The organism is Ideonella azotifigens, assembly GCF_021043325.1.
GTDB lineage: Bacteria > Pseudomonadota > Gammaproteobacteria > Burkholderiales > Burkholderiaceae_C > Ideonella > Ideonella azotifigens.
Window position 1 is genome coordinate 275297 of sequence record NZ_JAJNKD010000007.1, and the last position, 20805, is coordinate 296101.

At 70.4% G+C, this 20805-nt stretch carries 19 protein-coding genes; 2 read left to right on the forward strand and 17 right to left on the reverse strand.

All coding sequences use genetic code 11. The features are described from left to right. Positions 1-56 precede the first annotated feature (56 nt). Entirely contained in the window at positions 57-1037 is a 981-nt protein-coding gene (locus LRH25_RS17140; protein ID WP_141290883.1) for a S1C family serine protease, read from the forward strand. A 39-nt stretch (positions 1038-1076) separates the two neighbouring features. On the opposite strand, the gene LRH25_RS17145 is transcribed toward LRH25_RS17140, so the two are convergent. The 12 genes from LRH25_RS17145 to LRH25_RS17200 all read right to left on the reverse strand — a co-directional run bounded on the left by LRH25_RS17145 (position 1077) and on the right by LRH25_RS17200 (position 13300). After that, positions 1077-1595, reverse strand: coding sequence for a hypothetical protein (locus LRH25_RS17145; protein ID WP_141290881.1), 519 nt, complete (start codon positions 1593-1595; stop codon positions 1077-1079). Positions 1596-1764: 169 nt separating this feature from the next. After that, on the reverse strand, positions 1765-2724 hold the full coding sequence (gene trxB, locus LRH25_RS17150; protein WP_231011759.1) for a thioredoxin-disulfide reductase: 960 nt from the start codon (positions 2722-2724) through the stop codon (positions 1765-1767). Positions 2725-2777: 53 nt separating this feature from the next. Beyond that, a complete protein-coding gene (dsbD, locus tag LRH25_RS17155; RefSeq protein WP_231011762.1) occupies positions 2778-4682 on the reverse strand; it encodes a protein-disulfide reductase DsbD in 1905 nt (634 codons plus the stop codon). Next, positions 4679-5692 carry an FAD:protein FMN transferase gene (locus tag LRH25_RS17160; RefSeq protein ID WP_231011764.1) on the reverse strand — a complete coding sequence of 338 codons (1014 nt, stop codon included), beginning with the start codon at positions 5690-5692 and terminating at the stop codon, positions 4679-4681. The genes dsbD and LRH25_RS17160 overlap by 4 nt, the downstream gene beginning before the upstream one ends. Positions 5693-5708: 16 nt before the next feature. After that, a complete protein-coding gene (locus tag LRH25_RS17165) occupies positions 5709-6764 on the reverse strand; it encodes a DUF3570 domain-containing protein (RefSeq protein ID WP_231011765.1) in 1056 nt (351 codons plus the stop codon). Between the two features lie 115 nt (positions 6765-6879). Then, positions 6880-7116, reverse strand: coding sequence for a DUF4266 domain-containing protein (locus LRH25_RS17170; RefSeq protein WP_141291008.1), 237 nt, complete (start codon positions 7114-7116; stop codon positions 6880-6882). Positions 7117-7237: 121 nt separating this feature from the next. Further along, entirely contained in the window at positions 7238-7786 is a 549-nt protein-coding gene (locus LRH25_RS17175) for a TlpA family protein disulfide reductase (protein WP_231011766.1), read from the reverse strand. A gap of 150 nt (positions 7787-7936) precedes the next feature. Continuing rightward, positions 7937-9289, reverse strand: coding sequence for a S8 family peptidase (locus LRH25_RS17180; RefSeq protein WP_231011767.1), 1353 nt, complete (start codon positions 9287-9289; stop codon positions 7937-7939). A gap of 7 nt (positions 9290-9296) precedes the next feature. Then, the gene (locus tag LRH25_RS17185) at positions 9297-9998 is read right to left on the reverse strand and encodes a zf-HC2 domain-containing protein (RefSeq protein WP_231011769.1); all 702 of its coding nucleotides are present in this window, start codon (positions 9996-9998) and stop codon (positions 9297-9299) included. Beyond that, entirely contained in the window at positions 9985-10614 is a 630-nt protein-coding gene (locus LRH25_RS17190; RefSeq protein WP_141292062.1) for an RNA polymerase sigma factor, read from the reverse strand. The genes LRH25_RS17185 and LRH25_RS17190 overlap by 14 nt, the downstream gene beginning before the upstream one ends. A gap of 85 nt (positions 10615-10699) precedes the next feature. Then, positions 10700-11422, reverse strand: coding sequence for a hypothetical protein (locus tag LRH25_RS17195; protein WP_231011770.1), 723 nt, complete (start codon positions 11420-11422; stop codon positions 10700-10702). A gap of 132 nt (positions 11423-11554) precedes the next feature. Then, the gene (locus LRH25_RS17200; protein ID WP_231011771.1) at positions 11555-13300 is read right to left on the reverse strand and encodes an ATP-binding cassette domain-containing protein; all 1746 of its coding nucleotides are present in this window, start codon (positions 13298-13300) and stop codon (positions 11555-11557) included. A gap of 79 nt (positions 13301-13379) precedes the next feature. Here LRH25_RS17200 and LRH25_RS33135 point away from each other — a divergent pair, with 79 nt between their 5' ends. Beyond that, a complete protein-coding gene (locus LRH25_RS33135; protein WP_141290907.1) occupies positions 13380-14561 on the forward strand; it encodes a glycosyltransferase family protein in 1182 nt (393 codons plus the stop codon). On the opposite strand, the gene LRH25_RS17210 is transcribed toward LRH25_RS33135, so the two are convergent. From LRH25_RS17210 to LRH25_RS33140, 5 genes are all read right to left on the reverse strand, one after another. Next, positions 14533-15210: a hypothetical protein gene (locus tag LRH25_RS17210; protein ID WP_141290909.1), complete on the reverse strand. Its 678-nt coding sequence runs from the start codon at positions 15208-15210 to the stop codon at positions 14533-14535. The two genes, LRH25_RS33135 and LRH25_RS17210, sit on opposite strands and share 29 nt — an antisense overlap. Next, entirely contained in the window at positions 15207-16088 is an 882-nt protein-coding gene (locus LRH25_RS17215; RefSeq protein ID WP_231011772.1) for a methyltransferase, read from the reverse strand. Before LRH25_RS17215 ends, LRH25_RS17210 begins: the two co-directional genes overlap by 4 nt. 74 nt (positions 16089-16162) lie before the next feature. Next, the gene (locus LRH25_RS17220; RefSeq protein WP_141291121.1) at positions 16163-17563 is read right to left on the reverse strand and encodes a B12-binding domain-containing radical SAM protein; all 1401 of its coding nucleotides are present in this window, start codon (positions 17561-17563) and stop codon (positions 16163-16165) included. A 2-nt stretch (positions 17564-17565) separates the two neighbouring features. Next, complete coding sequence (locus tag LRH25_RS17225) at positions 17566-18390, reverse strand: class I SAM-dependent methyltransferase (protein WP_231011776.1); 825 nt, start codon at positions 18388-18390, stop codon at positions 17566-17568. Beyond that, a complete protein-coding gene (locus tag LRH25_RS33140) occupies positions 18387-20801 on the reverse strand; it encodes a B12-binding domain-containing radical SAM protein (RefSeq protein ID WP_211361336.1) in 2415 nt (804 codons plus the stop codon). The genes LRH25_RS17225 and LRH25_RS33140 overlap by 4 nt, the downstream gene beginning before the upstream one ends. Positions 20802-20805: the final 4 nt, after the last annotated feature.

A 20805-nucleotide genomic window follows, 5' to 3' on the forward strand; every position in this document is an offset into this window, starting at 1 on the left:
CGGGGCTTGAGTTCTTCGGCAGTGGCGCCATCTGCAGGGCTTGTTGGAGAGCTGCGATGGGTGCGAGAGAGCAGATGACCGAGGCCTGGGACGGACGTCCTGATGGCGACATCCTGGATGCGTATTCGGAAACGGTGGCTGCCACCGTCGAACGCGCGCGCGACGCGGTCGTGTTCGTGGCCGTGTCAGGCCGGCAGCAGCAAGGCAGCGGCTCCGGCTTCGTGTTCACGCCGGACGGCTACGTGCTGACCAACAGCCACGTGGTGCGGGGTGCCGTGGCGCTGGAGGTGTCACGGCCCGACGGCACGCGCGGCCAGGCCGAACTGGTGGGCGACGATCCGGATTCGGACCTCGCGGTGCTGCGCATCGGCTCCAGTCGTTTCCTGCCTCACCTTGAGCTGGGGGACTCTTCGAAGTTGCGTGTCGGGCAGGTGGCGATCGCCATTGGCAGCCCGCTGGGCTTCACGCACAGCGTGACCAGCGGCATCGTCTCCGCGCTCGGGCGAACGCTGCGCTCGGCCACCGGCCGGATGATGGACAACATCGTGCAGACCGACGCTGCGTTGAATCCCGGCAACTCCGGCGGGCCGTTGCTGGATTCGCACGGCCGCGTGATCGGCGTCAACACCGCGATCATCCGGGGCGCGCAGTCGCTCAGCTTCGCGGTGGCGGTGAATTCGGCCAAGTGGGTCGTGCCGCAGCTGCTGGCGCAGGGTCGCGTGCGCAGGGCCTACATCGGCCTGTCCGGCACCACCGAGCCGCTGTCCAGGCGCGTGGCGCGTTACCTGGGTGTGGCCCACGCGAGCGCGGTGCGCGTGTCGGAGGTGCAGCCCGACTCGCCGGCTGAGGCCGGTGGCGTCAAGCCAGATGACCTGCTGCTGGGGATCGACGGCCTGCCGGCTGCCACCGTGGACGATCTCCAACGCCTGCTGGACGGCTCGCGCATTGGCAAGGTTTGCGTGGTGCGCGTGCTGCGTGGTGCAGAGTCGCTGTTCCTGCACCTGGTCCCGGCGGAAAGCCGCCCCGCGAGGGGCTGAACTGTCGCTCGCCGCGAGGCCGGCTGCCGGCGGCGGGTGTCAGCGCGTGAACGCTTGCACGCTGCCTGCCGGCATGCCGTGGTGGCGCGCGGCCATCAGCGGGCTCTGCAGCGTGGCGGTGTAGGTCACCAGGCCTGAGTTGCAGGGCTCCGTCTGCTTGATCGAGCTGTTGACGTCCACGTAGGTGGCCTCGCCGGCCTTGACCGTGCCGGTGACCGTGGTGCCGGAGACGTCGAACTTCATCGTCAGCGTCTGGTAAAGCGACTGGCCTTTGTACTCGCTGGACAGCTTCTTGGCGGTCACCGGCAGGTAGGCGCCAATGCCCCACCAGGCGAACTTGACGTCACCGGTCTTGCAGGTCTCGTTCCACTGGGTGGAGCTGCCGGTGAAGACGAGGCCGTCGGTCTCGCTGTTGACCAGCGTGATTTCAATGCTGAGCCCGTCGGACGTGGTGCCGGCATAGGTGCCGGCGACCTGGGCATGGGCCCCTCCGGCGATCAGGGCCAGCGTGAGGGCGAGGGCGGCGTGTGCAGTGGGTGCGCGCAGGGTCTTGGACATGGGAATTCCTCCAGGGATGAACGAGCAGAACAGCTGCTCGCCGCCGCGAAAGGAGTCCCGGGCAGGGCCGTTGGCGACGAGCTGGCGCATCGTCGCGGGCCACCGTTAGGCAAACGCTAGCAAGCCGTCCGAACGCCTCTGCCCAGGAGGGCGGGCGCGTCGGCCCGCGTCAGGAGGCCTGCTGCTCCAGGAAACGCTGCGCATCCAGCGCAGCCATGCAGCCGGTGCCCGCCGAGGTGATGGCCTGGCGGTAGACGTGGTCCTGCACGTCGCCGGCGGCGAACACGCCCGGCACGCTGGTCATGGTCGCAAAGCCGTTCTGGCCGCTCTTGGTGACGATGTAGCCGTCCTTCATCTCCAGCTGGCCCTGGAAGATGTCGGTGTTCGGATGGTGGCCGATGGCGATGAAGCAGCCCTTGAGCGCGATGTCCTGCGTCGCGCTGCCGTCCACCTTCTTCAGGCGCACGCCGGTCACGCCGCTCTGGTCGCCCAGCACTTCGTCCAGCGTCTGGTGCAGGTGCAGCTTGATCTTGCCCTGCGCGACCTTCTCGTGCAGCTTGTCGATCATGATGGCCTCGGCGCGGAACTTGTCGCGCCGGTGCACCAGGTGCACCGTGCTGGCGATGTTGCTCAGGTACAGCGCCTCCTCGACCGCGGTGTTGCCGCCGCCGACCACGGCCACTTCGTCATTGCGGTAGAAGAAACCGTCGCAAGTGGCGCAGCCGCTCACGCCGCGGCCCATGAAGGCCTTCTCCGAATCCAGGCCCAGGTACTTGGCCGAGGCGCCGGTGGCGATCACCAGCGCGTCGCAGGTGTAGTTGCCGGAGTCGCCCTTGAGCTTGAAAGGCCGTTCGCTGAAGTCGACGGTGTGGATGTGGTCGAACACGATCTGCGTCTGGAAGCGCTCGGCGTGTTCGAGGAAGCGCTGCATCAGCTCGGGGCCCTGCACGCCCATCACGTCGGCCGGCCAGTTGTCGACCTCGGTGGTGGTCATCAGCTGACCGCCCTGGGCCATGCCGGTGACCAGCAGCGGCTTGAGGTTGGCGCGCGCAGCGTAGATCGCAGCCGAGTAGCCGGCTGGGCCGGAGCCAAGAATCAGGACCTGGGCGTGGGTGGTGGGAATGCTCATTGGATGCTCATGGGGTGTTCATCGGGTGCTCTTGGTGTGCAACCGACACGGGGTCACAGCTGGGCGGCATCCAGCCGGCGGGCGAAGGCCTCGGCCGGCTCGAAGCCGATGGTGCGGGCGCTGGCCAGCTCGGTGCCGCGCGGGTCGAAGAACAGCACGGCCGGCGGGCCGAACAGGCTGAAGCGCTTCATCAGCGCCTTGGCCTCGGGTGTGTTGTCCGTCACGTCGGCCTGCAGCAGCAGTGCACGCGACAGCCGTGGCTGGATGCTGGCGTGGCGGAAGGTCAGGTGCTCCATTTCCTTGCAGGAGACGCACCAGTCCGCGTACACGTCCACCATCACCGGTTTGCCGGCCGTGCGCAGTGCGTCGTCCAGCTGCTGCAGCGAGGTGATGCGGCGGAAGCTGGGCGTGTCCGCCACGGCTGTGGTGGTGGCCCCGGCCACGCCGGCGCCGTTGCGCGCCAGGTGGCGCAATGGCTGCAGCACGCTCTCGCCGCCGGACAGCGCGCCGGCCATCAGCGCGATGCTCCACAGCGCCGCCACGCCGCCAATGCCGCGCCACAGCGGCCAGCGGCCGGTGTTGAAGGTGCCCAGCGCCATCAGTGCGACCATCACGCCCGCGCCCAGCACGAACATCGTCACGCCGGCCGGCAGCACCGGCGAGACCAGCCACAGCGCGGTGGCCAGCAGCATCAGGCCGAAGAAGGTCTTGACCTGCTCCATCCAGCGGCCGGCGCGCGGCAGCAGGCTGCCGGCCGACAGGCCCAGCAGCAGCAGCGGCACGCTCATGCCCGTGGCCAGCGCGAACAGCGCTGCGCCGCCCAGCAGCACGTCACGCGTCTGGCTGATGTAGACCAGCGCCCCTGCCAGCGGTGCGGCCACGCAGGGCCCGACCAACAGCGCTGAGAGCCCGCCCATGCCGAACACCGCCAGGTGGCGACCGCCGCCCAGCTGGTTGGAAGCATTGTTCACCCGTGCCTGGATGAAGGACGGCATCTGCAGCTCGAACATGCCGAACATCGACAGCGACAGCCCGGACAGCAACAGCGCGAAGCTGCCCAGCACCCAGGGGTTCTGCAACGCTGCGGCAAAGCCGGAGCCGAGCAGGCCGGCGGCCACGCCAGCGGCGGTGTAGACCAGCGCCATGCCCAGCGAATAGGCCAGCGCCAGCGTGAAGCCGCGCGAGCGCGAGACCGGCGCGCCCTGGCCGACGATGATGGACGAGAGGATGGGCACCATGGGCAGCACGCAGGGCGTGAAGGACAGCAGCAGTCCGCCCAGCAGGAACAGTGGCACCACCTTCAGCAGGCTGCCCGAGGACAGCGCCAGCGTGTTGCCGGCGTCGTCCGCCGCTGGTGCGGCTGCAGCTGCGGTGGCCACGGCTGGTGCTGCTTCCTTCGCAGCGTCACCGGCCGGTGGCGTACCGAACAGGTCGGCCGCCGGCTCCCAACGGGCCTGCAGCGCACCGCCCGCGTCCCGCGAGAGGTGCACCGTGCCCTGCTGCGGCGGGTAGCACAGGCCGCGGTCGGCGCAGCCCTGGTAGCTCATCGCCAGCGCAGGCGGCAGCTCGCCGGCCGGCAGCGGCTGGCGGACCTGCACCGTGCCTTCCCACAGCGTCATGGTCTGGTTGAAATTGGTGTCGAAGTACGAGCGGCCGGGCGGCAGCGTGGCCGCCGGCAGCGCCGCCCCGCCCTCGGCCTGCAGCGAGAAGCGCTCGCGGTAGAGGTGGTAGCCAGGGGCGACCTGCAGGGTCACCTGCACCGCCTGGCCGTCCACCGCGACCTGCGGACGGAAGGCGTCGGCGGGGTCGAGGAAGCTGTCGCCTGCAGGGGCTGATGAGGCTGCGGGTTCGGCACCTGCGGCCTGGGCCGCAGGCAGGCCGGCTGCAGCGGCCAGGGCCACTGCAGCCAGGGCGGCAACAAAAGCCCGCCAGGGCCGGAAGGAGGGGAGGAGGCTCATGGTGTGGGAGGTGCGGTGAAGTGGAAGAGCGAAGGGGGTTCGGCCGGCAGCGCGGGCGCTGCATCGGAAGAAGGTGGCCAGGCGGGCTCGTGTGCGTGGGCCTGGCCTTGCGCGTCGATGGCCAGGAAGGCCACGCCTTGCTGGCGCAGGAAGTCAGCGCCCGCAACGCCCATCAGCATGGCCAGCGTGCTGAGCGCACCGGCGGCGGCGCACACCGGCGCGGCCACGCTGATGGACTGCCAATGTGTGACCGGCTGGCCGCTGCGCGGGTCCAGCAGATGGCAGCAGCGGCGGCCGTCGGGGGTGACGAAGAAGCGTTCGTAGTCGCCGCTGGTGGCCAGCGCGCCGTCGCGCAGCTGCAGCGTGGCGCAGACCGCGCCGGGTTCGCGCGGATGCTGGATGCCGAAGGCCCAGGGCCGGCCGTCGGAGCGCGGGCCCAGCACGCGCAGGTCGCCGCCCAGGTTCACGAAACCGTGCCGCAGCCCAGCCTGCGCGAGCACGGCCTGCGCCCGGTCCGCGGCGTATTCCTTGCCGATGCCGCCGAAGTCCAGCTGCATGCCGGCCTGCGGCAGCAGCACCTCGCGCATGTTCCATTGCACGCGCGGCCAGCCGATCAGCGGCAGCACCTCGGCCAGTTGCGCCGCGCTGGGCTCGCGTGCGGCGCGGAAGTCCCAGGCCTGGCGCAGCACGCCGCTGGTGAGGTCGAAGCGGCCTTCGCTCAGCCGGTGCAACTGGTCGCCAAAGGCCAGCAGGCCGGCGGTTTCTTCGTCGATGGGCACGGGCTGGCCGCTGCCGGCTGCGGCGTTGATGCGCGAGACCACGCTGTCGGCCCGGTAGCGGGAATACTTGGCCTCGATGCGCCGGACCTCGGCCATCGCCGCCTCGCCGGCCTGGCGCAGCGAGGGCCCGGCGGGTGTGCCGGCGCCGCCCAGCACGATCTCGCAACGCGAGGCCATGGCCTCGAAGGCGAGGTGCCAGCCGTCGGCGGGTTCGTGCCAGGTCTGCAGCATGGGGGGCCTCAGTCGCTTAAAAACTGCGCGAGAGGCCGAACTGCCACCAGCGTGCCGAGAAGGTCGCCAGGCCGGGCGACCCATTGCCACCGGCACGCCAGCCAGAGCGCTGCTCGTAGCGCTCGTAGTTGAGGTCCAGCTTCCATTGCGCGTCCACGCGCCAGTCCACGCGCAGCCCGCCGGTCAACGCGCCGAAGGCCGAGAGCCGCTGGTCGGCCGAGGTGGGGTGCTGGCCGTCGAAGCCCGGTGGGAAGGGCTCGCCGAGCACCGGGTCATACACCGGATCCTTGTAGAACCTGGCGGCACTCTGCGTGGTGTAGCGCAGCGTGGGCGTGACGCTCCAGCGCTCGCCCAGCGGCTGCACCCAGGCGGCTTCCAGCGTGTGGGCGCGCACGCCGAAGCTGTCGTCGTAGAAGCGCCAGCTGGTGCGCAGCGTGGCCTGCAGCGGTTCGATGTGGTGGTTCCAGCGCAGCAGCGCGGTGTACTGGTTGCGCGAGCGCGGCCGGATGTCGGGGAACTTGTACGGGTCCGAGAAATACCCCCGGCCCCAGTTGGCACCGAGGTTGAGCTGCACCAGGTCCAGCGCCGAGACGGCCTGCGTGACGCCGGCGAGCAACTGCCAGGTGCCGCGGTGCTCGTGCAGCGTGTCGTCGTCGCTGGAGCCGATGCTGTCGTTGCTGCGTGCCAGGCCGATGTTCCAGGTGCGGTTGTTGTCCTCGCTGGAGAGCCGCCATTCGGCCGAGAGCGTGCGCGACTTGTAGTCGTGCTCGTTGGACCAGGCGCCGCCGATGGCCCAGGCCTGGCGGTCGTCGTAGTGCGTGAGCTTCAGGTCGCCGGCATGGCGCTGGTCGTCCATGTGCGAGGCACTGGAGATGGCGCTGTGGTGGCGCGGCGAGGCGCCGGACACGCCATCGCGCACGAACGAGCCTTCCAGCGACCAGTGCGCGTCCAGCGGCGCCAGCGCGTAGATCGACGGCGCGTTCACATGCACCCGCTGCAGGCCGGGCTGCCAGTCCTGGTAGGACAGCTGCTTGATCGCGATGACACCCTGCTCGGGCGCGGTTTCGGCCATGGCCGGGGCCACGATGCCAGGCAGCAGCAGCGCAGCGGCCAGTACGCCGCCCAGGACGGGGCCCGATGAAGGAACAGGACGTGGGCTTGCTGCCGTTGTCGCTCCGGTTGTCGCGTCAGTTGCAGCCACAGCCACCTCCGCCCACGCCGTAGCCGCCCGAGGCGTTTTCCTTGCTGGTGTAGATGTGCTGGTCGAAGCGATCGCCCAGCGGGTCGCCTGCCATGGTCATTTCGGGGCGGGCGAGCGCGCCCTTTTCCCAGGCCTGGGGCGCCTGCCAGCCGGCGCAGCCGCCGAGCGTGGCCGTGGCGAGCAGCAGGCTCGCCAGCAGGCCGGTGCGAAGTGGAGGGTTCATCGTGTCGTCGATTGCAGTAGGTCGTCAAAAAGAGGTCACTCAAGGAGCCGCCAGGTGGTTCCAAGTTTCCTTGTCGCCCCGCAGGGGGCGGGCTGGGCGCAGCCCGGCCCTGGGGGTGCTCTCAAGCCCCGAGGGCAGCGGCGAGGCGGGCTTCCAGCGGGGCCATGTCGTCCTCCCGGAAGCCGGCATGCGTGGCCAGCACCTTGCCGTCGGCGCCCAGCAATACCGAGCTGGGCATGGCCTTGACGCCGAAGCGGCGCGCGGTGTCCGCCGAGGGGTCGAAAGCCAGCGTGAACTGCGCCGGCAGCTCGGCCAGGAAGCGCTGCGCGTCGGCGGTCTGCTTGTCCAGGTTCACCGCGACGATGCGCAGCCCCTGCGGGCCGAACTTGGCCTGCATGCGGTTCATCCATGGGAATGACTGGCGGCAGGGGCCGCACCAGGAGGCCCAGAAGTCGATGTAGGTCGCGCGGGCCTTGCCGTCGAACAGCGGCACGCCGGGCTGGCCGGCGGCACCGGGCGCGCTCTGCACCGGCAGCGCATCGCCAGGTGCCAGCGCGGCCGCGAGGCCGGACCAGCCCAGGCCGCCCAGTGCCAGTGCCGCCGTGGCACTCTGCGCAAGCCATTCACGGCGCGTGGAATCGTGGAAAGGCGGGCGGCGAACAAAGCTCATCGGTGGCTCCTTGAAGCGCAGGAAGCGGGGCTGCTGCGCTTGCTGCGCAGCGGGTCTGCGCGTAGGTGCCGTCGGCGGCCCAAATGGTTGAAGGCCGCGTGCGATGTTGGTGAGAAAAGGTGTCCGCGCGGAATGCCGCGCCGCGCGCATTCAGCGTGCGGTACTGCAGTGGCAGCTGGGGCTTTGCGCTTCCAGCACGCGGCAGGCGTTGACCTCGGTGGCCGAGGGTGCCTGCTCGCGCAGCAGCTTTTCGATGCGCGGTCCGTCGAGCTGCGGCTGGTGCTGCAGCAGCAATGCGGCGATGCCGCTGACATGGGACGCGGCCATCGAGGTGCCGGAGGCGAAGTCGTAGCGCCCGCCAGGCGTGAGCGTCAGCACCTCGCGGCCGGGGGCCGCCAGGGCTGCAGTGCCGAAGGGGTCGGCGGTGGCGTCCTGCACCGCGATCACGCCGTGCACGTTGAGCGGAAAGCCTTCGCGCGAGCCAGCCGGCGGCAGCGCGCCCACCACCACCACGCCGCGCGCGATGGCCTGGCGCAGCAGCCGCGCCAGCAGCCCGTCCGGCGGGCCGCCGAGGCTGAGGTTGATGACCTGCGCGCCGCCGTCCAGCGCGGCAGCCAGCGCTTGCGAGAGGGTGAAGGAATTGCAGGTGGCGCGGCCGTCGGGCAGTTCCCAGCAGGCCTTGAGCGCCGTGAGCCGCGCGCCGGGCGCGATGCCGACGATGCCGATGCCGTTGCCCGGCTGCGCGGCGATCAGCCCGGCCACTTCGGTGCCGTGGCGATCCCGCCGGAACTGGGTGCTGTCGTGGTCGACGAAGTTGGCTGTGTCTGGTACGGCGCTGCCCAGGTCCTGGTGCGCGGTGTCCACGCCGGTGTCGATGACTGCCACGCGCACGCCGTCGCCGCGGGCGCAGCGGTGGGCCTGCGGCACGCCCAGCGCGAGCACGCCGCGCTGCAGCGGCAGGTAGGGGTCGTTGTAGGCGTTGGCGGTGGCGAGCATCTGGCGTGGCGTTGCGGATGCGGCGGGCAGGTCCGCCGGGGACGCCGGGGATGAGGCCTGCGCCAGCGTCTCGAACTGCTGCAGCGGCTGGGCCAGCGCCACGCGCGGGTCCTGGGCCAGGGCGGCCAGCACCGCCTCGCGCGAGACGCCATCGGGCACGCGCAGCGTGGCGCAGTGCAGGCCCAGCACGCGGATGGGCCAGGCCGCCAGCGGCTGCAGCCGGTGGGCTTGCGCGACCTCGGCCATCAGCTGCTCGGCCCGAACGCCAGTGGCGTACTGCGGCTTGCGTGAATAGAGGCCAGGCGTGGAGCCGGCGCTGGTGGGCAAGGCCTCCATCGGGTTCTGGACCGCCACCACGATGACCTGGCTGCCGTCACCCGCCGGGGCGCCGCCGACGAGGGGCGGCGCTGCCGCGGGCTCGCCGGTGCCGGGCGCAGCGCAGCCTACCTGCAGCGCCAGCACGGTGCCCAGCCAGGCGCCGTGCAGCCAAGCTCGAAAGCCCGTCATCTGGCCATCACCGCGCCGGCCCGGTGGACTCGGCGAACGCCACGGCCGGCAGGTGGCGCAACTCGGCTGCGAGGCCGTCCGCATCGCGCTGGCCCGCGCCTTCGGCCCAGCCCAGCGTGAACACGCCGGCTTCGGTGGGGCCCGCGAGCACCACCAGGCCGCGCTGCAGCAGCAAGGCCTGCACTTCATCGACGCGGCGCTCGCCCTGGAACACCACGCGCAGCACGCCGCGCGATGCACCGGTGCCGGCAGGTGCGTCGGTCAGGGTCTGGTAGGCCGGCGTTGCCGTGGCGGCCTGGCCCTGCCACCACCAGGCGACCACGCCAAGCGTCAGCACCAGTTGCAGGCCACCGACCAGGGCCACGGTGGCCAGTGGCACGCGCAAGCCGCTTTGGGCCGCCGCCGCCCAGCCGCCCATCCAGCCCTGCCGGGGGCGGGCTGCAACAGCCGGGCGCATGGCCCCCAGGTTCGCGCCATCCAGGCGGCGCATCAGCTTGGCCAGGCCTTGTTCCAGGTCGGGGCCGGGCGTGGCAGGCTCAGCCATTTCGGTGACCAGTTGCTGCTCGTGGCGCAGGGCCTCGCGGCAGTCGGCGCAGGTGGCCAGGTGGGCTTCGGCCTGGCGGCGCTGCGCGGGCGTGGCGCTGCCATTGGCCAGCCAGGGCAGCAGGGCCCAGGTGGCCTGGTGGCGCTGCATTTCAGCGGGATTCATCTTGGGTTCCTTCGCTGCGCGCCAGGCCGGGTTCGCCGGCCAGGTCGGGCAACAGGTTGCGCAGTCTCACCCGGGCGTGGAACAGCCGCGCCTTGGCGGTGCCGACCGGGCATTCCATGATGGCTGCGGTTTCCTCCAGCGTGTGGCCCTGGCCGTAGACCAGCTCCACCGTCAGGCGCTGGTCCGCCGGCAGGCGCGCCAGGCCTTTGGCCAGCCAGTCGCGCACCTCGTGGGTGGCGTGGGGGTCCTGCTGGCCGGCCAGGGATTCGAGATCGTCGTCGCTGCCGTGCCAGCAGGGATCGTCCTGGTCGCGCAAGGCCTTCATCGCCACGCGGTAGGCAATGCCGAGGATCCAGGTGGACACACGGGCTTCGCCGCGGTAGTCGCCGGCCTTCTGCCAGACGATCCACAGCGTGTCGTTGATGACCTCCTCGATCAAGGCCTCGTGGCGGGTCACCCGGCCGAGGAAGCGCACCAGGCGCGGCTGGTATTCGCGGTAGAGCGCGGTCAGTGCCTCACGATCCTGTGTCTCGGCAATGCGCCGCAGCCAGCCCTGGTCGGGCGAGGCGACCGAGGCCGATGCAGGGCGGCGGCGAAGCGAAGGCAGGAGGAACATGACGGGGGCCGTGACGGAAGGCGAGCGCTGGACGTCCGTCTGTACCGGGCTTGGCCGCAAATGGTTGCATGCCGGCGAAATAAAGTCAGAAACTCCAGACCAGGCTGGCCACCCAGCTGTTGTTTGTCGAAACACCGTAGAGCGGGCGGGCGGCTGGGTCGACCATCACGCGGTCGAGTTGCAGGGCCAGGTGGTCCTGCTGCCAGCCGGCACCGGCCTGGCCGAACAGGTAGCCGTCCCCGCCGCCGTAGAGCCGCCAGCCCGCGCCGCCGCCCAGGTGCCAGCCACTCGCCAGCGGCCAGCTGGCGTTGAGTTCCAGCGACCGGCTGACTACCGCCGGGCCCTGGTGCTGGTTGCAGCCAGGCCCGCGCCGGGTCTCGGCGGACCAGCTCAGCACCCAGCGGTCGGCATCGGCCAGGCTCAGGCCGGCCTCGTTGTAGCACCAGCGCTGCAGCGAGGGCGCGCCGGGGTAGCTGTTGTGGCGCAGCTGGGCGGTGACGGCCCATCGGCCGTCCAGCGTCCACTCCTTTGCCGCGCGCAGGCCGACTGCGCCTGCGGATTCATGCGCCTGGGTCTCCAGCCGGCCATAGAGCGCCCCGAGGGACCAGCCTTGCGCGTAGAGGTCCGCCCCGGCAAAGCTCACGGCAGTGCCGTCGCGGCTCAGCGGAATGCCGCGCACCAGCCAGCGCGAACTGGCGCCGACACGCCAACTGGTTTCAAGCCCCGCGGAACCGCTCTGGGCGGTCGCCGTCGTACAGGCCAGCGCGCCTGCCCCTGCAATCAGGGCAGGCCACGCGAGGCTGGGCATGCGGAGGAACATGAAGCGGCGAGTGCGCCACGAACAAGGTGGCGCTGGCGGGTGGGGCGATGCACGGTATCACGGGTGGCGGCCCAAGGCCGCCGAGCCGTGCGCGCGGACGACACAGCTTGACAGACGCGCTCAAAGACGCGCCTGCAGCCGCCCATCGACCAGTTCCAGCGTCTGATCGGCCCGGGCGATGAAACCGGGGTCATGCGTGATGACGAGCACCACGGGTTTGCCAGGCGCCTGCCGCAGCAGGGCCATCAAGGCCTGCGTGCCGGGGCCGTCGAGGTGATTGGTCGGCTCGTCGAGGATCAGCATGCGCGGTTTGCGCAGCAAGACCCTGGCGAGCGCGATGCGCTGGCGCTCGCCGCCGGACAGCGGGCTGCCGCCTGGGCCCAGCCTGGCCGCCAGACCTTCCGGCCAGGCTGCCAGCCGCGGCCCCAGGCCCACGGCTGTTGCCATGCGCTGCACGGCTTGCGGCGTGGCATCGGCCACGGCATAGGCCAGGTTGTCGTACACGCTGCCGGCGAACAGCACCGGGTTCTGCGGCAGGTAGCCCACGCCGCGCCGGAAGGCCGAGCGGTCGATCTGCGCCCAGGGCACGCCGTCGACGCGAAGCCTGCCGTGCCCGGCTTCTGTCAGGCCCAGCAGCAAGCGCAGCAGGGTGGTTTTCCCGGCGCCGTTCGCCCCGGTCAGCACGGTGATGCGGCCCGGTTCCAGTGCGAGGTCGAGGTCGCGGATGAGGCTGCGCGGGTCCGCCTGGCGGCTCATGCCTTCCAGCGTCACGCGCCAGTGCGTTGGCGGCACTCGCCCATGATGTGCCGGCGCAGCCTGCATGGCCAGCAGGCGCTCGATGCTGGCCAGCGCCGGCACACCCTGCGCCATTTCCTGCAGGGCGCGCAGCGCGCCCTGCAAGGCCCCGCGCAGGGCCAGCAGCAGGAACAGCACCGAAGCCAGGCTCGGGCCAGACACCGCCGGCCCGCCGGCCAGGGCCAACCAGGCCACCAGGCCCAGCAGCGCCAGGCCCAGCACCAGCGCGTCGAGCTCGGTCACCCAGGTCTGGGTTCTCGCCAGCTCACGCGCCAGCGCGTGGGTGTGGGCGACCTTCGCGCGGCTCGCCTGCTGCTCGTGAAGCTCGTTTGCGTGGCTGACGGCGAGTTCATGGCGCAGCACGGTGCCGCCCAGCTGCTCATACAGCTGGTCGATGGCCTCGTGTGCCAAGGCCATCTGGCCAGCCAGCCGATGCGAGAGACGCCGGCGCACCAGCCACAGCAGGGTCAGCGCGACGAGCAACGGCGCCGTCAGCGCGGGCAGCATCACCGCGATGCCACCCATGCACAGCAGCACCAGCACGGTTCCCGGCAGCAGGCCGCCAAAACAGGCCCTGGCCATCTGGTTGAGCAACTCGCCATCCCGCGTCATCGCGAGCACGAAACGTTCGGCGCCTTGTTGTCGCACGGTGTCGCCCGGCAATGCGAGCAGCCGCTCCACCAGTTGTTCGCGCAAGCGCGTCAACCCGTCCTGCACGGCATCGATGACCATGCGCTGCCCGAAGTAGCCCAGCGCCGCCGCGGCCAGCAGGCCCGTGGCGGCGGCCATCGCCGCCCAGGCCGCAGCCGGGCCACCACCCACCACCTTGCCAATCGCGATCGACACCCCTACCAGCAGACCCGCCCGCAACAAGGCCGCCGTCAGCCCGCCGAGCAAGGCCATCGGTCGCGTGGCGAACAGCTGCCACAGCCTGCGCACGACCCGCCAGGGATGCCAATCGCGTGCCGGCGCTGGCGTGCCGGTGCTGCGAGCCAGGGCGCTCACGTCGAGTGGCGCTGCCGAGTCTGCCGCGCTGCGGGCAGCGTCAGCGGTGGAGAAGGGTGCGGACATTGGATCCTGGTCCCGGTCGTGGAGCGAAACACCGACCGGACCTGCGCCGGCAATGGCATAGTGAAACTGGTGGAGCGCGGTGAAAACGGTTGAAGAGGCACGCAAGAAGATGGGATGGCAACAAGGGCGCGACCGGGTGCAGGACCGCCTCATGCGTTGCCATGTGCAGGCCTGCCTCGTCGCCGGCCGGCTTCGCGGCAGGCGGCGGCCACCTGAACAACCGGACGCGGCGCTGCAGCTGCGGGGCACCGAGCTTTGCGCGCAAACGCTGGCCCGCTTCAGCCAGGTCCGCGCTGCCTGCGGCGAACGTGCGCTGCTGGTGACACCGCCATCCCCCGCCGGGTGGGTGTGGTTCGAGGACTTGCGCTGCGCGATGCAGCACATCGGCGTGGCCGTGCTGCGCCTCGACGATGAACAAGGCCTGACGCCGGCGCTGGTCCGTGACTTCCAGCCCACCTTGATGCTGGGCCTGGACACCCACCGCCTGCACATGCGGCTGCAGGCGGTCGGGCTGGACCGCCCCTCGCGCTGCACACGCTTGCTGATCCCCGCGCGCGACGTGGCGGCATCGCTTGCGCCCTTGACCTTGGCGGAGGCACAGCGCATCGAGCGCACGGCCAGCGGCGCGGGTGCGGACATGCTGCTGTCGCTGCATGCCGAGCCGTTCATGCAGCGCACGGTTGGCGCGTGGCTGGCGCTGGGCAAACCTTTTGTGTGGCTGCCGCAGTCGGCCAGCCCGTTTCGCGACCGGCCGCATGGCGTGGCCCGTGAGTTCGATCATGTGCATCTGTCGGTGGCCAATCCGGAGCGCGTCCGGGCCGTGTGGCACACGATGCGCGACATCCTCTCTCGGCACCGCGGCCTGTTTGGCGAACGCGAGACCTGGGGCTTTGGCATGCCCCGCTTGCCGGTCGAGGCGCATGCCCGCTGCCAGGCCATGGCCCGCGTGTCGCTGGCACCGCTGGTCGCCCCGCTGCTCGAATCTGCCGGGGACCTGACGCAGCGCATCTATGCCGCAGCGGCCAGCGCGAGCTTCCAGATCACCGAACTCAGCCCCTTGACCCGGCAGCATTTCGATGCGGACGAACTCGTTGCCGTGCCGCGCCGGCCGCACGCGATGCGCGAGGCCTTCGAGCATTGGGTGGACGACCAAGCAGGGCGAGAGCAGGTCGCTCGCCTTGCGCTGGAGCGGGTCTATCGCGATCACACCAGCCTGCACCGGGCCGTGCAGCTCATTGACGACGTACAGGCCAGGCGCTGAGCAAGGGCAGCGAGGCCGTCCGCGTCCCCGTTCCGGTCTCCGTCCCGGTTCGTGCGGGCCGCCAGCGCATCCACCAGGCCGCGCCCGCCGGCAGCACCGCCGCGGCCGCCCAGGCGATGACGCTGGGATGCGGGTCGACCACGAAGATGCCCAGCTCCGCGAGGTAGAACCAGCCCACGGCGAGCATGCGATGGCCATGGGCCCGCCAGGCCGGGCTAGGCTTCGCCCGAAGGTCCTGGGCGGCCAGCAACGCCAGTGTCGACGCTGTCCAGGCAAACGCCAGCACGTCGACCAGCAAGCGCGTGGCCAGCAGGCGCGCGAAGCCTTCCAGCACGCCGCAGGCCACCAGCAGGCCGACGATGCCGAGCGTGCGCATCCAACGCCGCGAACGGAGAAACTGCGCGGCCCCGCTCAAGGCCAGCACCAGCGGCTGCAGCGCAAACAGCATGCCGAAGCGGTTGCGCGAATCCGCCGCCAGCCCCACGGCCAGCACGCTGCTGGCGACGACCAGCGCCACGAAGCCACGGCCGATCAGCGCATGATGCCGGCGCCACGGGGCGACATGGGCCGTCAACGCGGCCAGCCAGGTCAGCGTCACGCCGCACGACAGCAGCACATGGACCTGAATGACCAGGCCTCGTGCGTTCACCGAATGCCCTCGTGCTCCCGGACCTGCCGCGCTGGGCCAGGCCCCTCCGAGGGGTCAAGAAAGTTTGGGAACGGCCCTGCACTTTCCTGAGATGCCGGCACCACCCGCAGGAAGGCGTTCCATTCCAGCCAGGCCTGCCCGGCGCCGCGGAGCTGCAGGTCCAGTCCGTGGGCGCGGGCCACGTGGCGAATGCCCTCCTCGTCGCAGTCCTCCGAGACGATCATCAGCACCTCCGTGCGCCCAAGATCCAGTGCAGCCAGTTGCGGGAAGAGTGCGTGGAAATATTCGAAACCCTGGCCGCAGAACCAGGCACGCTCCGGCATCGAGCGCGGCGTGCGCGGGTAGTAGGGTGGCGTGATCAGCACGCAGTCCAGCGCAGAGGTCTGGATGCCCGCCAGCAGGTCCGCCAGCACGACCGTCAGCTGCAGGCCGTTCGCTTGCGCATTGGCAGCGGCATTCGCCACGGCGCCGGGGTTGATGTCCGACGCCAGCACCTGGGCGCCAGCCTCAGCCAGGGCCAGTCCGATGACCCCGCTGCCGCAGCCCATGTCGAGCACGCGCCGGCCTGGCCAGGGACCGGGGCCGTCGGGCGAAAGAAGCCACCGCACGAACATGGCCGAACTGAGCGTCGGCCCCGGTGGAAAGACGCCCGGGTCGATCCGCAGCCGCAATCGTCCCAGCCGCCAGTGCTGGACCTCGCGGCCGGCTCGCGCGAGCCGACCTTGCAGCCACGGCGACACAGCGCGTCGCACCGGCCCGCGCAGCAAGCGTGCCAGCAGGCCATGACGTGGCAGGCCCCAGCGCGTTTCGGGTCGACGCAGCAGACGTGCCATCAGCCCGACGCGCGGCAGGTCGGGCCGCATTTCGGGCGCGCTCACTGGAGCACCCTCCGCTTCGCGGGTCCCTCCGAGAGGGACGCGAGCGCGCCCTTCGGGCGGCCGGGCGGGCGCGCTCATGCCGGCTGCACCCCAACGCGGCGGTGCCACCACATGCCCAGACGCGAAAGGCACCAAGCCGCGCGATGGGCCAGCGCGCGGAGGCCGAAGGGATGCAGGGCGGTGGTCATGGCATGGGTGTGGGTGAGCAGGCGAACGGCGTGGCGGTAGTAGGCGTCGCTGTAGGTGCGCGGGAAGCGCCGGTCGCGGTCGCTGCCCTGGTCGAACGGCGGCGCGGTGGCCTGGTCGGCCACCTGGTCGTGGAACTGGGTGCCGCGGATCGGGTAGGCCAGCGTCACGGTGAACAGGTCCGGCCGGGCCTCGCGCAGGTAGCGCTCGGTGGCGACGATGTCCGATTCGGTCTCGCCCGGGTAGCCCAGCATCAGGAAGGTGCCGGTCTGGATGCCGGCGTCCGACGCGGCGCGGATCATCGCGGTGACCTGCTCCACGCGCACCTGCCGCTTCATCGCGTCCAGGATGCGCTGCGAACCGCTCTCGGCGCCGATCCACACGCGGGTGCAGCCGCTGCGCGCGAGCAGTTGCACCACGCGCGCGTTCATGCGGTCGGCCCGCGTGATGCATTCGTAGCGGATGCGCAGGCCCGCTGCGTCGAGCGCGTCGGCAAAGCCGGCCAGCCAGTTGTGGTTGATCGTGAACACGTCGTCGACGAACCAGAACTGGTCCGGCGCGTACTGCCTGACCAGCTTGCCCAGCTCGGCCACCACCTGCTGTGGCGAGCGGCGGCGGTAGCTGGTGCCGTAGACCGCGCGGCTGCACCAGCTGCACTTGTACGGGCAGCCGCGCTGGGTGCTGATGTTCAGCGAGGTTTGCCCATGGGCACTGCGCCAGGCCTGGAAGTAGGGCTGCAGGTCGATGCGGTGGCGCGCCGGCTCGGGCAGCTCGTCCAGCTCCGGCACGAATTTCCGCTCGCCGGTGAACACCGGCTGGCCCTGCGAGTCGGCGTGGATCAGGCCGGGAATGGCGGCCAGCGCAGCGGCATCCCGGCAAGCGGCGGCCGGCAAGCGGGCCACGTCGGCCATGGTCTGCTCGCCTTCGCCGACCACCAGCAGGTGCGCGCCGTGCTGCAGGTAGTCGGCCGCGTTGTGGCGCACGTCCGGGCCGCCGAGCACGATGGTCGGGCCGCCTTCGCCGCCGCCCAACGCGGCGATCAGGCGCAGCACCGAGCGGCGCGTCATCAGCGTCACATAGAAGGCGATCAAACGCGGGCGCAGCGCACGCACGCGCTGCACGAAGCGCTCGGCATTGAGGAAGGTGGCATCGATGACCTGGTGATCGATGCCGTCCCTGTCCAGCCAGGCCGAGATGGACAGCAGGCCCAGCGGCGGATAGGGCCGCATGATGCGCTGCTCGATCGCGTCGTCGGCGATGAAGTAGCCGTGGGTGAGGATCAAGCTCATCGTCAGCGCCTGCGGTATTGGATCAACACATGGTCGGAAAGGCGCGCGCCCCAGGCAGCGGTCAGCCAACGCCGGTCCAGCCGTTCCATCAACGCCAGCCAGCCCGGCGCGCGGGAGGCCAGTGCCTCCCGCGCCGAGGGCGGCACGGCCAGCCCCACCGGCCGCACCAGCGTGCGCTCGAAATGGGTGTGCCAGGCACCGTCCATCTGATGGACGCCGTGGAACCAGACCGGCAGCGGGGGCTGGCCCAGGCTTAGCTGGGCCAGCACGGGTCCGCCTCGCCAGCGCCGGGCCGCCAGGCGTGGCCGCAGCTGAAGCAGGGCCCAAGCGCTTTCCCAGAGACACAGGCGCGGCATCACCACGGCGATGATCTGCCCCTCGGGCGCCAGGCAGGATGCCAGCGGTGCGGCCAGGGCCTGCAGTGCCGAGGGCGACAGGCAGTTCAGGCCGCCGAAGTTGGAGAACACCAGGTCGAACGGGCCGCCCAGTTCCTGCGCGGTCACATGGCCGGACGCCAGGGCCTGCAGGTCCAGCGGCCGCGTCTGCGCAGCGCCACCGAGGCCGGCCCGGGCCAGCTTGTCGCGGGCCACCTGCAGCATTGCATGCGAGACGTCGGTGGCCACCACACGGTGGCCGGCGCGGGCCATGTGCAGGGCGTCTTCGCCGGTGCCGCAGTTCAGTTCGAGCACCGAACATGGGCGACCCGTCTGGCGCAGGCGGTTGTCCAGCACATCCCAGACGGTGCGGCGCTGGGCCGCACCCACCAGGCTGTGGGTGAAGTCGCGGTCGTAGTCCCGCGCGACCGCGTCGAACGCGGCGGTGTTCACGTCGCCACCATCGGTGCAGTGGCTGACTGGCGCTGTTCGCGCCACAGGCCGAGGCGAGCGCGCAGCAGTGCCGGCATGGCACGCAGCAGCGAGGCCAGTTCGCGAAGCCGGCCACCGCGGCGGGATGCGGGCAGTCGCCCACACAGCACCGACCAGCAGCGCATGACCTGGAAGCGCCGCGAGGTGTAGGCATGCAGGTGCCGGTAGAACGCCGGCGAGAAGTTGCCGGGGAACATCAGGTCCAGGTCGTTGCTGTGCAGCCAGTGCGTCTTCTTGCCCATCTGCGCCTTCACGCGTTCGTGGAACACGGTGCCGGGCAGCGGATAGGACACCGAGATGCCGATCTGGTCGGGCTGCAGTTCGTCCACCATCCGGTGCGTGAGCCGGATGTCCTCGGCCGTCTCGCCCAGGTAGCCGAACTGCAGGAACAGCGCCGGCTTCACGCCGTGCTGCTTCAGCGCCTGCACCGCGCCGTCGATCTGCGCCCGCGTGATGCCCTTGTCCATCGCGTCCAGGATGCGCTGCGAACCGCTTTCGGCGCCGATCCAGGCCGTCTCCAGGCCCGAAGAGGCCATGGCCTGCAGATCGTCGGCGTCGCGCAGCAGCAGGTCGGCCCGGGTCTGGATGGTGTAGCGCAGCTTCAGGCCGCGCGCCTGCACCAGTGCGGCGAAGCGCTGCACCCAGCCGGGCTTCAGCCCGAACAGGTCGTCGGTGACCCAGAAGTGCTGGGCGCCATGTTGCTGCACCAGCAGGGCCAGCTCGTCCACGACCTGCTCGGGCGAGCGCACGGTGTAGCGCTTGCCGTGCAGCGGCTTGGCGCACCAGTTGCACGCATACGGGCAGCCGCGCGTGGTGGCGATGTTCAACGAAAAGTGGCCGTGCCGGCGCTGCCAGACCTCGCGGTAAGGCGCCAGGTCCACCAGGTCCCAGGCGGGCGGGGGCAGTTGGTCCAGGTCGGTGATGGGCGCGCGTTGCGCGGACCTCACCAGGCGATCCTCCACCAGGTGAACCAGACCTGGAATCTCGGTCCAGGGCTGCTCGTCTCGCCAGGCTTGCAACACCTCGGCCAACGTGGCCTCGCTTTCGCCCCGTACCACTGCCGTGGCGCCAGCGCGCAGGTAAGGCTCGGGGAAATCCGTCGCGTCCGAACTGCAGACCAGGATGCGTGCGCCGAAGGCACGGGCCAGCCGGACCATCTGCAAGGCCGCATCCCGCATGCGGTCCAGGCACATCTTGGTCAGATAGTTGAAACCGTCTTCCTGCAGAACCACGAAGGCCGGCCGCTGTCGCTCCAACTGGCGCAGGAAAGCCAGCTCGCTTTCCGCCAGGCCTGCGTCGAACACCTGCGTCTGGAAACCCAGGCTGCGGACCAGGCCGGCGGCGTACAGGGTCCCGAGCGGCGGATAGGGCTTGCCGGCCTGCCACTGCTTGGGGTCGAGGCGGTAGTGGTAGGCAGAAGCCACCAGCACCGTGTCTTCTGCAGCACCGCGCGAAATCGTTGCTCCGGTCAGACCCTCCAGTCGGTCCAGGTTCGACTGGTATCGCTCGAGGATGCGGTACTTCCACTCTGAGTTGTGAAGCTTGGCGACATCGCGGTCCAACTGCAGGCTGCGTCGCGCCGTCAGGGACCGCAAATGCGGAATGGTGCGGCGGTGCCGGGTGTGAATCAGCTTCCAGGCACACCAGTCCAGCCAACTGCCAAATGGCCCCGCCAGGGCTGCCTCGCACAGCCCGCGCATTCGGTCCGGTACGGGCTCGGAAAATTCCGAGAGAGGCGGCCGATTCGGCAGGTACCCGTCCACCCAGGCATTGAGTTGCCGCATCTGCATCAGCTGGTCCCGGCCGGCGACTGGCAGCAAGGTGGCCAATTCCATCGCGGTAAAGGCATCCCGCTGCTCCAGCGCCAGCTTGTGGCTGGCAAGTACGTAGTTCGAGCACAGCATGTGTGGATTCGGCAAATTGTCGCGGTAGAGGCGCAACATCACGTAGACCAGCCACAGCCGGCGTCGGCGCGTGATGATCAGGAAGTCGAAGTCGCCATCCTCTGCTTGCGAGCGCTTGGACAAGGAGCCGGAAATCGCCACGCCATCCACGAAGGGCAAGCGCATCAGGCCATGGCCGACCTGCAGCGCCTGCGGCATCTGGGCATCGGCACGATCACGCTTGGCGATCCAGCGTTCGATCGGATCCTCCATCTCTGCAATCCAGAACAAGTCGTCACGGCCGGCCACCAGGCCAGCGGTTTGCAATCGCTGCAGGGCGGTTTTCACTTCTCGGAGCGATACGCCCGGCGCGTCCAGGAATTGCCAGACCTCGTCGGCCGACAGGGGGCAGTCGAACACCTGCCGGTACGCCAGCGCCCTCAATACCGCTTGTTGGGCCACATCCAGTGCCGGCATCTGAGCCGTCACGGGT